Source organism: uncultured Leifsonia sp. (assembly GCF_945957465.1).
In the GTDB taxonomy this organism is placed as follows: Bacteria; Actinomycetota; Actinomycetes; order Actinomycetales; family Microbacteriaceae; genus Leifsonia.
In genome coordinates, this window is record NZ_CAMFLC010000024.1 from 24589 (window position 1) to 39050 (window position 14462).

Below are 14462 nucleotides of genomic sequence, written 5' to 3' on the forward strand. Positions count from 1 at the left end.
CAGGTCACCCGCAGCCGTCCGCAGCGCGGGGCCGTGCGCTCGGATCGTTTCGGTTCCGCCGTACATCGGTCCCCCGGTCAGCGGCTCAGGCGAGCTGCCAGCTGCGCGTCGACGTCGCCGAGCGTCTGAGCCGTCGAGCGCAGGAACCGCGCGAGGTCGTCGAGGCCGGCCACAGCGTTCTGCGCTCCGTTCGTGAAACGGGTGTAGGCGTCGGCGAATGCCGACGACGAGCGGTCGGTCGTGAACCCGGCCGAGACGAGCCCGTCGATCTGCGCCTGGAGCCGGGCGAGCGTGGCGCCGATCTCCTCGCGGCCGGCGCTGAGCCGTTCGGCGCTGCCGTGCAACTCCTGGAAAGAGACGTTGATGTTGGTCATGGATTACCCCCTCGATCGACTGACCGAACATCGGTCAGAGATTCAACATATGGCATGTCAGGCCGAAGCGAAATCTTTGCAGTTGCTTTTGTCCGCGGCCGCTTGCAGCGACGGTATCGGCCCGTAGCCCACGGAAAGCAGCCACCGTCGTCTTCTGTGGAGAAGACGACGGCGGCTGCAGTTGTGGAGACTTCAGTGCCCCCGCCGACCGCCGGTCAGCGCCGTCCTGCTTTGCGCCGGAACAGCCACGCTGCCCAGATGTATGCGCCGACGATGATCAACGCGCACCACCCCGACGCCCACCAGAGGTCGGTACCCGGATCCCGCCCGAACGGGAAGGCCCTGATCGTCTCGATGATCGGTGTGATCGGCTGATTCTCGGCGATCCACTGCAGCCAGGTCGGCATGGTGTCCGTCGGGACGAAGGCACTGGACAGGTACGGCAGGAACAGCAGAGCGAAACCGTAACCGCTCGCCGCAGTGGGGTTGGCCGCCGCGATCCCGATCGCGGCGTACAGCCACGTGATCGCCAGGATGAAGAGGGCGACCACCGCGAGTGCACCCGACCACTCCAGCACCTTCGCGCTCGGCCGGAACCCCACCGCGAGTGCGACCCCGATCACGACGCCCGTCGCGAGCAGGTTGCGCAGCAGGCTGGCGACGACATGGCCGGTGACGACGCCCGCGGCGCGCAGCGGCATGGTGCGGAACCGGTCCACGATGCCGTTGCTCAAGTCCTCGGCGACATCGACCGCCGTGCTGGATGCGCCGAAGCCGGCGCAGAGCAGGATGATGCCGGGGACCACGTAGTCGACGTAGTCGCCTCCGGAGTCGATCGCGCCCCCGAACACGAACGTGAAGAGAAGCATCAGCATGACCGGAAGGGCGATGGCCATGGTGAGGGCTTCGACGTTCCGGAGGGAATGCCGCACGCTGCGGCCGATGAACACGGCAGCGGCGGCGGTACCGCTGACGCGGCGGGACGGGGCGGTGACGCCGAACGTCGTCATCGGACGACCTCCTTCTGGTTTTCGGTGCTGCTATCGACATCGGGCACGGTTGCTCTCCCGGTGAGGACAAGGAACGCGTCGTCGAGGCTCGGCTTGCGGATGGAGATGGAGGCGTCGGGCACACCGAGCGCGTCGAGCCGGTCGATCGCCGCGCGGAGACCGTCGACCGTGCCGTCGGTCGGGAGCTCGCGCACGACTTCATCAGCTGCGTCGCGCAACTCCACGACCTCCCCGCCGACCCGCGCCTTCAATTCGGGCGCCGTACCCTCCGCCACGACGCGGCCGCGATCGAGCACGGCGATCCGGTCGGCGAGTTGGTCGGCCTCTTCGAGGTACTGAGTGGTGAGCAGGATGGTGGTGCCGCGGTCCGCCAGGTCGCGGATGATCGCCCAGAGCGCCTGCCTGCTGCGGGTGTCGAGCCCGGTGGTCGGCTCGTCCAGGAAGATGACGGGCGGCGTCGCGACCAGGCTGAGCGCGAGGTCGAGTCGGCGCCGCATCCCGCCCGAGTACGTCTTGACCCGTTTGCGAGCGGCGTCTCGCAGGTCGAAACGGTCGATCAGCTCGCTGGCACGTTCGGCGGCGCCGGCGCGGTCGAAGCCGGAGAGCCTGGCCATCATGCGCAGGTTCTCCTCGGCCGTGAGCACTTCATCGACGGCTGCGTATTGCCCGGTGAGGCTGATCGACTCCTTCACGCCGGCCGGGTCCACCACGACGTCGTGACCGCACACGACCGCCGTGCCCGCATCGGGCGAGACGAGCGTGCTGAGGATGTTGATGACGGTCGTCTTGCCCGCCCCGTTCGGGCCGAGGAGCGCGAACACGCTCCCCCGCTCGACGGTCAGGTCGACCCCGTCGAGGACGGTCTGCGTGCCGAAGGCCTTGCGCAGTCCCGCGACCGCGATCGCTGGTGCTGTCATGGTCCGGATCCTTTCGAGTTCTGTGTATGTAGCAAACTGTTTATGGCGCATACGCTTTCGTTTAAGTGATACACAGTTCTAGGATGGGTGTCAACACCGAACCGGAAAGGTCGCACCGAATGGCGGACGAAGTCGAAGAGGCGCTCCCGCGCGCCGTCGCGCTCAGCTGGGGCGTCGCGGAGCGGCCCCAGCGCGGGCCGAAGCGCGAGCTCAGCATCGAGCGGATCATCGACACCGCCGTCGCGATCGCCGACCAGGAGGGCCTCGGCGCCGTCTCGATGAGTCGCATCGCAACCGAACTCGGCTTCACCACGATGTCGCTCTACCGCTACGTGACGAGCAAGGACGACGTACTCGCCCTCATGCAGGACGCCGTGTGCGACGTGCCCATCCCTCCCGAAGACGACCGGGGAGCCGACTGGCGCAGCGGACTACGGCGCTGGTCGATGGCGAGCATCGAGGTGATCCAGGCCCACCCCTGGTTCCCCGACATCCCGATCTCCGGCATCCCCCTCATGCCGAACAACCTCGCGGTGCTCGACTGGGGGCTGCGCGAGATGCGCGACCTGCCCCTGACCGACGGCGAGAAGATGGGCACCGCCCTGCTGCTGTCGTCGTACGCCAGGGCCGCGGGCATCGTGGAACGCGATGTGCGCCAGTCGCGCGAGAAGGGCGCGACCCCGCCGCAGAGCGGGGAGGCCCTTGCCGCCGCACTCGCGGAGCTGGTCACGCCCGAACGGTTCCCCGACCTCGCTCCGCTGGTCGCATCAGGGGGCTACACCGACTTGGAGGATGACCAAGACGACTTCGCGTTCGGCCTGGAACGCATCCTCGACGGAATAGAGCGCTACATCGCGGCGCGAGCCTCCGGCGAACCGATCGTGGCCGCCGAGCCGCGCCCGGAGCCGATCCCGCGGGACAAGGCGGTGCGGGAGGCCGCCAAGCTGCGCCGCGAGGCGGAGAAGGCGCTGCGGGAGGCGCGCAAGCGCGAGCGCGAGGCCATCGCCCGGGCCCGCGAGCGGACGGCACGGGAGAAGGAGCGCGAGGAGCGGGAGCACCGCTGAGGCCGGTCGCTCGTCCACGGCCCCTCGGCGCGACGGATGCGTCAGCGCAGCGCCGTGGTGGCGCGGTCGCGGGTGGTCAGGTCGCGATGCGTCGCTGCGGCCCGCCAGCCGTCGGCGGTCAGGAGGTCGCGGATCTGTGCACCCTGCAGCTCGCCGTGCTCGAGCACGAGCGTGCCTCCCGGGTGCAGCAGACGGCGGGCGACCGACGAGATCACGCGCACGACGTCCAGGCCGTCCTCACCGCCGTAGAGGGCGACCGGCGGGTCGTACAGCCGCACCTCGGGGTCGCGCGGGACGGCGGCGTCGGGAACGTACGGCGGGTTCGAGATGACGACGTCGACCGTGCCGTCGAGCTCGGGGAACGCGTCCGCGAGGTCGCCCTGCGCCAACCGCACGTTCGGCGCGCCGGACGATTCGACGTTGCGCCGCGTCCACGCGATCGCCTCCGGCGACTTCTCGACGGCGAAGACACGCGCGTGCGGCACCTCCGTCGCCATCGCCAGCGCGATCGCTCCGCTTCCGGTCCCCAGGTCGACGGCGATCGGAGCAGGAGACGGCACAGCCCGGAGCGCGTCGATGGCGAACTGGACCACCTGCTCGGTCTCCGGTCGCGGCACGAACACTCCCGGACCGACCGCGAGCTCCAGCGAGCGGAACGGCGCTGTGCCGGTGATGTGCTGCAGCGGCTCCCGCGCCGCGCGGCGCAGGGTGAGCTGCCGTACACGCTCCGCATCCGACGTGTCGATCGCTGCATCCATCACCACGAGCGCCTGCACCCGCCCACGACCGACGCCGAGCACGAACCCGACCAGGAGTTCGGTGTCCACCTCAGGGTCGGGGACCCCCGCTTGAGCGAGTACAGCGACCGCCTCATCGCGGACGGATCGGACGGTGTCGGGGGCTGCGGTGTCGGACATGGCCCGATGAGCTTACCGTCACAAGCCGCACCGGGCCGCCCGCGCCGATTAGAGTGTGAACCATGCCCGCACACGTGTACGAGAACATCACCGAAGCCGTCGGACGCACCCCCCTCGTCAAGCTCAACCGGATCGCCGCAGACACCGGCGCTACCGTGCTGGCGAAGCTGGAGTTCTACAACCCGGCCGGGAGCGTCAAGGACCGAATCGGCGTCGCCATCGTCGACGCCGCCGAGAAGTCCGGGGAGTTGCGCCCGGGCGGCACCATCGTGGAAGGCACCAGCGGCAACACCGGCATCGCCCTGGCGATGGTCGGCGCCGCTCGCGGCTACAAGGTCATCCTCACCATGCCGGAGACGATGTCGAAGGAGCGGCGGGTGCTGCTGCGCGCGTTCGGGGCCGAGATCGTCCTCACGCCCGGCCCCGACGGCATGCGCGGCGCCGTGGAGGCCGCCCAGAAGATCGTCGCCGAGAACGACAACGCCATCTGGGCACGCCAGTTCGCCAACGAGGCCAACCCCGCCATCCACCGCGCCACCACCGCCGAGGAGATCTGGGCGGACACCGACGGCGGCGTGGACATCTTCGTCGCCGGCGTCGGCACCGGCGGCACCGTCACCGGCGTCGGACAGGTTCTGAAGGAGCGCAAGCCCGAGGTGAAGGTGGTGGCGGTCGAGCCGCTGGACTCCCCCATCCTCAACGGCGGCAAGCCGGGCCCGCACAAGATCCAAGGCATCGGCGCGAACTTCGTGCCGGAGATCCTCGACACCACCGTGTACGACGAGGTCGTCGACGTCTCCTTCGAGGACTCGATCGCGACCGCCAAGAAGCTTGCGTCCGAGGAGGGCATCCTGGCCGGGATCTCCTCCGGAGCGATCGTCTGGGCGGCGCTCCAACTCGCCAAGCGGCCGGAGAACGCCGGAAAGACGATCGTCGCCGTCGTCTGCGACACCGGGGAGCGCTACATCTCGACGGCGCTCTGGGCGGACCTGCTGGACTGAGCCGCGTGCCCCTCTTCCGCGCGCGTGAGGACATCCGCAACGCGCGAACGCACGACCCTGCCGCACGCGGAAGCGCCGAGGTGGCGATCGTCTACTCCGGCCTGCACGCCGTCTGGTCGTACCGAGTGGCCCACCGGCTCTGGCGTGCCGGGTTCCGCATGCCCGCGCGCATCCTGTCGCAACTCACGCGGTTCCTCACCGGCATCGAGATCCACCCGGGTGCGCGCATCGGGCGGCGCTTCTTCATCGACCACGGGATGGGCGTCGTCATCGGCGAGACCACCTGGATCGGCGACGACGTGATGCTCTACCACGGGGTCACGCTGGGCGGGCGCGGCAGCGGGCATGGCAAGCGGCATCCCACCATCCACGACCACGTCACGGTCGGCGCCGGCGCCAAGGTGCTCGGCGCGATCGAGATCGGCCAGCGCACGGTCATCGGCGCGAACGCCGTCGTCGTGCACGACGCACCGCCGGACTCGGTGCTCACGGGCGTTCCGGCCCGCGCGCGCCCGCGCTCGGGCCACGAGCAGATCGCCGGAGACGACTGGCTCGACCCGGCCCTCTACATCTGAGCGCCGAAGCGGCGCACAGTGGGGCTCAATCCGTCGAAACGGCGGAAACTGCGCCGCCTCGACGGCGCGGGACTCAGTCCTGGGCGAGGTCGGCCAGGCGGGCCTCCTCGTCGGCGAGGATGTTCGACTCGATGACCGGATCGAGGGCGCCGTTCATCACGGAGTCGAGGTTGTAGGCCTTGTAGCCGGTGCGGTGGTCGGCGATCCGGTTCTCGGGGAAGTTGTAGGTGCGGATGCGCTCCGAACGGTCCATCGTGCGGATCTGGCCCTTGCGGAACTCGGCGGCCTCGGCGTCCGCCTCTTCCTGCTGCTTGGCGAGCAGGCGCGCGCGCAGCACGCGCATCGCGGCCTCGCGGTTCTGCAGCTGGCTCTTCTCGTTCTGCATCGAGACGACGATCCCGGTGGGGACGTGCGTGATGCGCACGGCGGAGTCGGTCGTGTTGACCGACTGACCACCCGGTCCGGATGACCGGAACACGTCGATCTTGAGGTCGTTGGGATTGATCTCGACTTCTTCTGGCTCGTCGACCTCCGGGAACACGAGCACGCCGGCAGCGGACGTGTGGATGCGGCCCTGCGACTCGGTCGCCGGCACGCGCTGCACGCGGTGCACGCCGCCCTCGTACTTGAGGTGCGCCCAGACGCCCTCCGCCGGATCGCTCGAGCTGCCCTTGAACGCCACCTGCACGTCCTTGATGCCGCCCAGGTCGCTGGAGGTCTGCTCGATGATCTCGGCCTTCCAGCGCTTGGAATCGGCATAGTGCAGGTACATGCGCAGGAGGTCGCCCGCGAAGAGAGCGGACTCGGCGCCGCCCTCCCCCATCTTGATCTCCATGATCACGTCGCGGCTGTCGTTGGGGTCGCGTGGGATCAGCAGTCGTCGCAGCTTCTCCCCGGTCTCGTCGAGACTCTGCTCGAGGCCCGGGATCTCGTCGGCGAACGCCTCGTCCTCGGCTGCAAGCTCACGGGCCGCCTCCAGGTCGTCCGAGAGCTGCCGCCACTGGTTGTACATCGCGACGATGCGCGACAGCTCCGCGTAGCGCCGGTTCACTTTCTTGGAGCGGACCGGGTCGCTGTGCAGCTCGGGATCGGAGAGCTGCTGTTGGAGGTCGTCGTGCTCGGCGATGAGGCCGGTGACCGACTCGAACATGGGGAGCTTCTTTCTGAAGAGCGCTGGCGGAAACGGAGAAGTGCCCGCCCGGCGCGCCCGCAGGCACGCCGGACGGGCACCCCGTCAGCTAGCGGTGGTCGTTCTCGTGACCGTGCGAGTGCGCGTTGCCGTGACCGCCTGCCGGCTGCGGCATCGACTTCTGCACCTGCATCAGGAACTCGACGTTGCTCGAGGTCTCCTTGAGGCGGCCGAGCACGATCTCGAGCGCCTGCTGCTGGTCGACGCCCGCGAGCGCGCGGCGCAGCTTCCAGGTGATCTTGACCTCGTCCTGGCCCATGAGCATCTCTTCGCGGCGGGTGCCGGAAGCGTTGACGTCGACGGCCGGGAAGATGCGCTTGTCGGCCAGCTGGCGCGACAGCCGGAGCTCCATGTTGCCGGTGCCCTTGAACTCCTCGAAGATCACCTCGTCCATCTTGGAGCCGGTCTCCACCAGCGCCGACGCGAGGATCGTGAGGGAGCCGCCGTGCTCGATGTTGCGCGCGGCGCCGAAGAACCGCTTGGGCGGGTACAGCGCAGACGCGTCGACACCACCGGACAGGATGCGGCCGGAAGCCGGCGCCGTCAGGTTGTACGCGCGGCCGAGGCGGGTGATCGAGTCGAGCAGCACGACCACGTCGTGGCCCAGCTCCACCAGGCGCTTGGCGCGCTCGATCGCGAGCTCGGCGACCGTGGTGTGGTCTTCCGCCGGGCGGTCGAAGGTGGAGGCGATGACCTCGCCCTTCACCGTGCGCTGCATGTCGGTGACTTCTTCCGGACGCTCGTCCACCAGCACCACCATGAGGTGCACCTCGGGGTTGTTGGTGGTGATCGCGTTGGCGATCTGCTGCATCACGATGGTCTTGCCGGCCTTCGGGGGCGCGACGATGAGACCGCGCTGGCCCTTGCCGATCGGGGCGACCAGGTCGATGATCCGCTGGGTCACCTTGGTGGGCTCGGTCTCGAGACGCAGGCGCTCCTGCGGGTAGAGCGGCGTCAGCTTGCCGAACTCGACGCGGTTGGCGGCCTCCTCGACGGTCTGGCCGTTGATCGAGTCGACCTTCACCAGGGCGTTGTACTTCTGGCGGCTGTTGTTCTCGCCCTCGCGCGGCTGGCGGATGGCGCCGACGACGGCGTCACCCTTGCGCAGGTTGTACTTCTTGACCTGGCCCAGCGACACGTAGACGTCGCTGGCGCCGGGCAGGTAGCCCGTGGTGCGGACGAACGCGTAGTTGTCGAGCACGTCGAGGATGCCCGCGACCGGGATCAGCACGTCGTCGTCGGCGATCTCCGGCTCGAGGTCGTCACCGGCGGCACCGCCGCGGCGCTTGCGGTTGCGGTCGCGGTAACGGCCGTTGCGGTCACCGTCGGCCTGCTGCTGCTGCTGCTGCGGGCCGCGGTTCTGCTGGCCGCCCTGCTTTTCGCCGTCGCCCTGCAGGTCCTTGGGCTGACCCTGCTGGCTCTGCTGGCCGCCCTGGTTCTGGCCGCCCTGCTGGTTCTGGTCGCCGTTCTGGCCGTTGCCCTTGTTGCGGTTGCGGTTGCGGCGGTTGCGTCCGGTCTGCTGCTGCTCGCCGCCCTGATCGGTCGGCTCGCCCTGTGCGGTCTCGGTCTCGGCGGTCGCTTCGGCCGACGGCTCGTCGGAGTCCTGCGCCGTGCCGCCCTGCTGGCCCTGGCCGTTCTGGCCGCCGCGACCGCGGCGACGACGACCGCCCTGGCCGTCGCGCTGAGCCTGCTCGCGCGAGGCGAGCGCGGAGTCGAGCAGCGCGTCGACGTCCGGGATGAGGGACTCGACACCGGTCTCACCGGTGTTGACGTGGGTCCCGGCAGAGACGCTCGTCGCGGCCGGGAGAGTGGTGCCGTCCGGGCTGGAGGCCCGGCGGGAGCCGCGGCGGCGCGGCTCGGCCGGCGCCTCGACTCCGGCGAGGAGCGCGTCGCCGACGAGCGGCTCGGCGGTGGCGGCCGGCTCGGCGATGAGCGGCTCGACGAGAACCTGTGAGGCGGCCGTCGCGTGGTCGGCCCCCTCCTGTCCGAGAGCGACGGGCTCGGCAACGACAGGCTCGGCCACGACAGGCTCGGCAACGACAGGCTCCGCGGAGACGGGAGCGGCGCTCTCCGGCTCGGCGGACTCGGGCGCGGCATCCGCAGCCCCCGTCGCTGCGGCACGGGCCGTCGCGATCGCCTGGACCAGCTCGCCCTTGCGGAGCCGGGTCGCGCCCTGGAGGCCGAGCTCTGCGGCGAGAGCCTGGAGCTCTGCCACCTTGAGCGAGGTCAGGTCGCTGTTGTCCACGCCCCCGGCGTGGAGTTCGACATCAGTCACTGAAGAGGATTCCTTTCCCCCGACGCGCACTCTGCGCGCCGCTGTGGAGCACTCGTCACGTGAACCTGCCTTGCCGCGCTGCGTTCGGATCCGCGCTACGGTGCGCTCGGGATACCCGGATGCTCCGGATATCCGAAAAGCGCAGGCAGGAGTGACGGCATGATTGCTAAGAGATCACCCGAAAGCGTGAATCGCTCGTGACGCGGTACTTCACGGGTGCCCGAACAGTTTACCACTTCGTACCGGGCGTTTCTGACGCTACGCGGCCGGTGTGTCCGCCTCGTCCACGGGTGCGGCGGTCACCGTCGCGCCCTTGAAGTCGACCGCGAGCATGAGCGGCTGCCAGGCCGTCTGCGCCTCGCGGGCGACCAGCTCGGCAGCGGCCAGACGCTGACCCGGGTCGCTGCAGAGCACGAGGATGGACGGCCCCGCCCCCGAGACCACAGCGGCGAACCCGCTCGACCGCAGGAGGGTGATCAGCCGGTCGGTCTCCGGCATGGCAGAGGCACGGTAGCTCTGGTGGAGCTTGTCCTCGGTGGCGGCGTGCAGCAGCTCGGGGCTCTGGATGAGAGCCGCGACCAGCAGCGCCGACCGCGAGACGTTGAACACCGCGTCCTCATGCGGCACGGACTGCGGCTGCAGGCTGCGCGCGAGAGCGGTGGACATGACGTGCTCCGGCACGAGGACCAGGGGCGAGACGCCGCGGTGCACGATCAGCTTCTTGAAGCGCGGGCCGTCCGGGGTGACCCAGGCGATGGTCAGGCCGCCGAACAGGGCAGGCGCCACATTGTCGGGGTGGCCTTCCATGTCGTTCGCCAGCGCGAGCAGGGCCTGCGCGTCGAACTCGACCACGCCCTCCAGGAGTCCCTTGGCCGCCATGATGCCGGACACGATGGCCGCGCCGGACGAGCCGAGACCCCTGCCGTGCGGGATGCTGTTGCGCGCGAACAGGTCGAGTCCGGGCATCGCGATCCCCACCGACTCGAAAGTGTGCGCGATCGCGCGCACCACGAGGTTGCTCTCGTCGGTCGGGACCTCGCCGGCTCCGACCCCGGACACCTCGACGGTCGCACCCGGCTCCTCGCGGACCGACACCCGGAGCTCGTCGTAGAGCGCGAGCGACAGGCCGAGCGTGTCGAAACCAGGGCCGAGGTTGGCGCTGGTCGCCGGGACCTTCACCGCCACCGCGCGGCCGCGCAGGTCGACGGTGCGAGGGCTCACGCCGATGCTCCGGCGTTCGCGGCGAGCCCCAGCACGTCGGCGATCGCGGCGGCGTCCACGGGCACGCTGGTCGGCTGCACGTCGGAACCGTCGGCGGTCCGAAGCGCCCACTGCGGGTCTTTCAGGCCGTGACCGGTGACGGTGAGCACCACGGTCGAACCGGCGGGGATGGCGCCGGCGGCGGAACGCTCCAGCAGGCCGGCGACGCTGATCGCACTGGCCGGTTCGACGAAGATGCCGACCTCGGCCGACAGGATGCGGTGCGCCTCGAGGATGCCCGCATCGTCGATGGCCCCGAAGTAGCCTTCGCTGTCGTCGCGGGCGTTGAGAGCCAGCTCCCACGACGCGGGGTTGCCGATGCGGATGGCGGTGGCGATCGTGTCGGGCTCCTTGACGGCGTGGCCGAGCACGATAGGCGCACTGCCCGCCGCCTGGAAGCCGAACATGCGCGGGAGCTTCGTGGACTCGCCGCGCTGCAGCTCCTCGGTGTAGCCGCGGTGGTACGCGGTGTAGTTGCCGGCGTTGCCGACCGGCACGATGTGGAAGTCGGGGGCGTCGCCCAGCACCTCGACCACCTCGAAGGCCGCGGTCTTCTGACCCTCGATGCGGTCGGGGTTGACCGAGTTGACCAGGTGCACCGGGTAGTTCGTCGCGAGGTCGCGGGCGATGTCGAGACAGTCGTCGAAGTTGCCCTGCACCTGCAGCAGCTGCGCGTTGTGGGCGATCGCCTGGCTGAGCTTGCCCATCGCGATCTTGCCCTCGGGAACCAGCACCACGGCCTGGATACCGGCGTGGGTGGCGTACGCCGCAGCCGACGCGGAGGTGTTGCCGGTCGAGGCGCAGATGACGGCCTTCGCTCCGTGCTCGACGGCCTTCGAGATCGCCATCGTCATGCCGCGGTCTTTGAACGACCCCGTAGGGTTCATGCCCTCGAACTTGACGAAGACGTTCGCACCGGTGCGCGCGGAAAGGGCGGGAGCGGGGAGGAGCGGGGTGCCGCCTTCGCCGAGCGTCACGATCGGGGTCGCCTCGGAGATGTTCAGACGGTCCGCGTACTCGCGCAGGACGCCACGCCACTGACGGCTGTAGGACTTCTCGGGCATTAAGATCCTTCGACTCGGAGAACGGAAGAGACGGCGGTGACCACATCGCTGGCCGCGAGCGCCTCCACGGTGGCCGCGAGCGCGGCCTCCTCGGCTTCGTGGGTGCCGATCACCAGGGTAGCGGTGGGGGCGCCCGGGCCGTGAATCGACGCCGCATTCTGCAATGGGGAGAGCCCGGGGAGGACGACGGCGCTCGTCGTGGCCGGCACCGACTGCTGCATCGTCTCGACGCTCACCCCGCCGTCGCTCAGGATCCGGGCGACCGTCGCCAGCACGCCGGGCTGGTCCTCGACGGAGAGGGTGATCTGGTAGCGGGTGACCACGCGGCCGATGTCGAGCACCGGCAGGCCGGCGTGCGTCGACTCCGCGACACCGGGCCCGCCCACGACGTGCCGGCGCGCCGCGGAAACGACATCACCGAGCACCGCGGACGCCGTCTCGACGCCGCCGGCACCCGCGCCGTAGAACATGAGGTCGCCGGCCGCGGCGGCCTGCACGAAGACCGCGTTGTGGGCGCCGCGCACCGCGGCGAGAGGGTGCTCCCGGCTGATCAGGGCCGGGTAGACGCGAGCGGACACGCCCTCCTCCCCCGTCTCCGGGTCGGTGAGCCGCTCGCAGATCGCGAGCAGCTTGATGACCGCCCCGGCATCCCGGGCCGCGTCGACCTGCTCGCGCGTGACCGAGGTGATGCCCTCGCGGTAGACGCGCTCCAGCGGGACCGTCGTGTGGAACGCAAGGCTCGCCAGGATGGCCGCCTTCTGCGCCGCGTCGTAGCCGCCGATGTCCGCGGTCGGATCGGCCTCGGCATAGCCGCGCGCAGTCGCGGTCGCGAGTGCGTCGGCAAGGGTCTCGCCGGTGGAGTCCATGCGATCGAGGATGAAGTTCGTGGTGCCGTTGACGATGCCGAGGATGCGGGTCACCGTGTCGCCGGCGAGGCTGTCGCGCAGCGGCCGGATGATCGGGATCGCCCCGGCGACGGCGGCCTCGTAGTAGAGCTGCGCACCCACCTGCTCGGCCGCGTCGAACAGCTCAGGGCCGTGCGTCGCCAGCAGAGCCTTGTTCGCCGTGATCACGTCCGCTCCCGAGTTGAGGGCCTCCAGGACGTAACCGCGAGCGGGCTCGACACCGCCCATGAGCTCGACGACGATGTCGGCTCCCAGGATGAGCGACCGGGCGTCGGTCGTGAACAGCTCGCGCGGGAGGTCGGCGTCGCGCGGCGCGTCCACGTCGCGAACGGCGATGCCGACGAGCTCCAGCCGGGCGCCCACCCTCGACGCGAACTCATCGCCCTGCTCCAGGAGGAGTCGCGCCACCTGGGAACCGACGGAGCCGGCTCCCAGGAGAGCCACCCGGAGGTTGCGGTACTCGATCATCGCTCGGTGCTCCCGTCGTCGTAGGCGGCATCGCGCGCCAGCAGGTCGGCCTCGGTCTCTCCGCGCACGATGACGCGGGCGGCACCGTCGCGCACCGCGACCACCGCGGGGCGGCCGAGGTGGTTGTAGTTGCTGGCGAGCGACCAGCAGTAGGCGCCCGTCGCCGGCACCGCGAGGAGGTCTCCCGGCGTCACGTCACCGGGCAGGTACTCGGCGTCGACCACGATGTCACCGCTCTCGCAGTGCTTGCCCGCCACCCGCACGAGGGTGGGCTGCGCCGCGGATTCGCGGGAGGCGATGCGAGCCGAATAGTCCGCGCTGTAGAGCGCAGGCCGGGCGTTGTCGCTCATCCCTCCGTCGACGCTCACATAGCGGCGGACAGCGGTCTCCCCGTCGTCCTGCGCAGACACCGTCACATCCTTGGTGGTCCCGACGGTGTAGAGGGTGAGACCGGCCGTTCCGATGATCGCCCGGCCGGGTTCGAACGCCACGGCGGGCACGGGGATGTCGAGGTCCTGGCAGGTCGCGGCGACGGTCTGCGCGACGCTGCGGGCCAGGTCGTCGATCGGCGCAGGGTCGTCGACGCTCGTGTAGGCGATGCCGAAGCCGCCTCCGAGGTTGAGCTCCGGCACCTCGCCGCCCTCCAGGAGCTGCTTGTGCACGGTGAGGAGGCGGGCGGCGGACTCCGCGAAACCGTCCGCACCGAAGATCTGCGAGCCGATGTGGCAGTGCAGCCCGAGGAAGTCGAGGGCGGCGTGCGAGCGGATGCGGGCGACCGCGTCCACGGCGTCATCGAGGGCGATGCCGAACTTCTGGTCTTCGTGGGCGGTCGCGAGGAAGGCATGCGTGTGCGCGTGGACTCCCGAGTTCACCCGCAGCCGCACCCGCTGCACCACGCCGTGACGGGATGCCGCCTCGGCCACGCGGTCGATCTCCTGCAGGCTGTCGATGATCACGGCTCCGACACCGACGGAAACCGCCCTGTCGATCTCGGCCGGCGACTTGTTGTTGCCGTGGAAGCCGAGCCGCTCGGCAGGAACCCCGGCGGCGAGCGCCACCGCGAGCTCGCCTCCGGAACAGACGTCGACGTTGAGGCCCGCTGCGGTCATCCATCTGGCGACCTCGATCGAGAGGAAGGCCTTGCCCGCGTAATAGACCTTGGCGGCGGAGCCGACCTCGGCGAATGCGCGCTGCAGTGCTGAACGCACCTCGACGGCGCGCTCCCTGGCCTCCCGCTCGTCGACGACATAGAGCGGCGTGCCGTAGCGCTCGGCGAGCTCGGTGACGGCGACCCCGCCCACCTCGATCGCGCCGCCCGTGCGGCGCACGGTGCGCGACCAGAGACCGGGGACGAGCGCGTTCGCGTCGTCGGGCACGCGCAGCCACGGCGGCGCGAGCGGATTCGATGCCATGGGGACAACCTCACGAGTACAAAGGGACACA

The 14462-nt window shown here is 70.0% G+C and carries 13 protein-coding genes; 3 read left to right on the forward strand and 10 right to left on the reverse strand.

The genetic code is table 11. The features are described from left to right. Nucleotides 1–77 precede the first annotated feature (77 nt). The 3 genes from Q0Q23_RS11930 to Q0Q23_RS11940 form a co-directional block, all read right to left on the reverse strand. Nucleotides 78–374 (reverse strand): WXG100 family type VII secretion target, encoded by a 297-nt coding sequence (locus Q0Q23_RS11930; protein ID WP_295123784.1) that lies wholly within the window; start codon nt 372–374, stop codon nt 78–80. A gap of 215 nt (nt 375–589) precedes the next feature. Further along, nucleotides 590–1384: an ABC transporter permease gene (locus Q0Q23_RS11935; protein ID WP_295123786.1), complete on the reverse strand. Its 795-nt coding sequence runs from the start codon at nt 1382–1384 to the stop codon at nt 590–592. Then, nucleotides 1381–2301 (reverse strand): ATP-binding cassette domain-containing protein, encoded by a 921-nt coding sequence (locus tag Q0Q23_RS11940; protein ID WP_295123788.1) that lies wholly within the window; start codon nt 2299–2301, stop codon nt 1381–1383. The genes Q0Q23_RS11935 and Q0Q23_RS11940 overlap by 4 nt, the downstream gene beginning before the upstream one ends. A 119-nt stretch (nt 2302–2420) precedes the next feature. Here Q0Q23_RS11940 and Q0Q23_RS11945 point away from each other — a divergent pair, with 119 nt between their 5' ends. Then, complete coding sequence (locus Q0Q23_RS11945; RefSeq protein WP_295123790.1) at nt 2421–3365, forward strand: TetR/AcrR family transcriptional regulator; 945 nt, start codon at nt 2421–2423, stop codon at nt 3363–3365. Between the two features lie 41 nt (nt 3366–3406). Here the strand turns inward: Q0Q23_RS11945 and prmC are convergent, their stop codons facing one another. After that, complete coding sequence (prmC, locus tag Q0Q23_RS11950) at nt 3407–4282, reverse strand: peptide chain release factor N(5)-glutamine methyltransferase (protein ID WP_295123792.1); 876 nt, start codon at nt 4280–4282, stop codon at nt 3407–3409. A 62-nt stretch (nt 4283–4344) separates the two neighbouring features. On the opposite strand from prmC, the gene cysK reads away from it, so the two are divergent. After that, a complete protein-coding gene (gene cysK, locus Q0Q23_RS11955) occupies nt 4345–5283 on the forward strand; it encodes a cysteine synthase A (protein WP_295123794.1) in 939 nt (312 codons plus the stop codon). Between the two features lie 5 nt (nt 5284–5288). After that, nucleotides 5289–5858 (forward strand): serine O-acetyltransferase EpsC, encoded by a 570-nt coding sequence (gene epsC, locus Q0Q23_RS11960; protein ID WP_295123796.1) that lies wholly within the window; start codon nt 5289–5291, stop codon nt 5856–5858. 73 nt (nt 5859–5931) lie between these two features. Here epsC and prfA read toward each other — a convergent pair whose 3' ends face one another. From prfA to lysA, 6 genes are all read right to left on the reverse strand, one after another. Continuing rightward, nucleotides 5932–7008, reverse strand: a complete 1077-nt coding sequence (prfA, locus tag Q0Q23_RS11965) for a peptide chain release factor 1 (RefSeq protein ID WP_295123798.1) — start codon at nt 7006–7008, stop codon at nt 5932–5934. An 88-nt stretch (nt 7009–7096) separates the two neighbouring features. Further along, entirely contained in the window at nt 7097–9322 is a 2226-nt protein-coding gene (gene rho, locus Q0Q23_RS11970) for a transcription termination factor Rho (protein ID WP_295123800.1), read from the reverse strand. Nucleotides 9323–9580: 258 nt separating this feature from the next. After that, nucleotides 9581–10543 (reverse strand): homoserine kinase, encoded by a 963-nt coding sequence (thrB, locus tag Q0Q23_RS11975; protein WP_295123803.1) that lies wholly within the window; start codon nt 10541–10543, stop codon nt 9581–9583. Next, nucleotides 10540–11646, reverse strand: coding sequence for a threonine synthase (thrC, locus tag Q0Q23_RS11980; protein WP_295123807.1), 1107 nt, complete (start codon nt 11644–11646; stop codon nt 10540–10542). The genes thrB and thrC overlap by 4 nt, the downstream gene beginning before the upstream one ends. Next, the gene (locus Q0Q23_RS11985; RefSeq protein WP_295123810.1) at nt 11646–13019 is read right to left on the reverse strand and encodes a homoserine dehydrogenase; all 1374 of its coding nucleotides are present in this window, start codon (nt 13017–13019) and stop codon (nt 11646–11648) included. The genes thrC and Q0Q23_RS11985 overlap by 1 nt, the downstream gene beginning before the upstream one ends. Beyond that, nucleotides 13016–14431 (reverse strand): diaminopimelate decarboxylase, encoded by a 1416-nt coding sequence (lysA, locus tag Q0Q23_RS11990; protein WP_295123813.1) that lies wholly within the window; start codon nt 14429–14431, stop codon nt 13016–13018. Before lysA ends, Q0Q23_RS11985 begins: the two co-directional genes overlap by 4 nt. Between the last annotated feature and the right edge of the window lie 31 nt (nt 14432–14462).

Excerpts from the sequence above, each read along its gene's own strand:
- lysA (WP_295123813.1), bottom strand. The coding sequence starts at position 14,431 with ATGGCATCGAATCCGCTCGCGCCGCCGTGGCTGCGCGTGCCCGACGAC.
- cysK (WP_295123794.1), top strand. The coding sequence starts at position 4,345 with ATGCCCGCACACGTGTACGAGAACATCACCGAAGCCGTCGGACGCACC.
- Q0Q23_RS11935 (WP_295123786.1), bottom strand. The coding sequence starts at position 1,384 with ATGACGACGTTCGGCGTCACCGCCCCGTCCCGCCGCGTCAGCGGTACC.
- Q0Q23_RS11985 (WP_295123810.1), bottom strand. The coding sequence starts at position 13,019 with ATGATCGAGTACCGCAACCTCCGGGTGGCTCTCCTGGGAGCCGGCTCC.
- prmC (WP_295123792.1), bottom strand. The coding sequence starts at position 4,282 with ATGTCCGACACCGCAGCCCCCGACACCGTCCGATCCGTCCGCGATGAG.
- Q0Q23_RS11945 (WP_295123790.1), top strand. The coding sequence starts at position 2,421 with ATGGCGGACGAAGTCGAAGAGGCGCTCCCGCGCGCCGTCGCGCTCAGC.
- thrC (WP_295123807.1), bottom strand. The coding sequence starts at position 11,646 with ATGCCCGAGAAGTCCTACAGCCGTCAGTGGCGTGGCGTCCTGCGCGAG.
- Q0Q23_RS11930 (WP_295123784.1), bottom strand. The coding sequence starts at position 374 with ATGACCAACATCAACGTCTCTTTCCAGGAGTTGCACGGCAGCGCCGAA.
- prfA (WP_295123798.1), bottom strand. The coding sequence starts at position 7,008 with ATGTTCGAGTCGGTCACCGGCCTCATCGCCGAGCACGACGACCTCCAA.
- Q0Q23_RS11940 (WP_295123788.1), bottom strand. The coding sequence starts at position 2,301 with ATGACAGCACCAGCGATCGCGGTCGCGGGACTGCGCAAGGCCTTCGGC.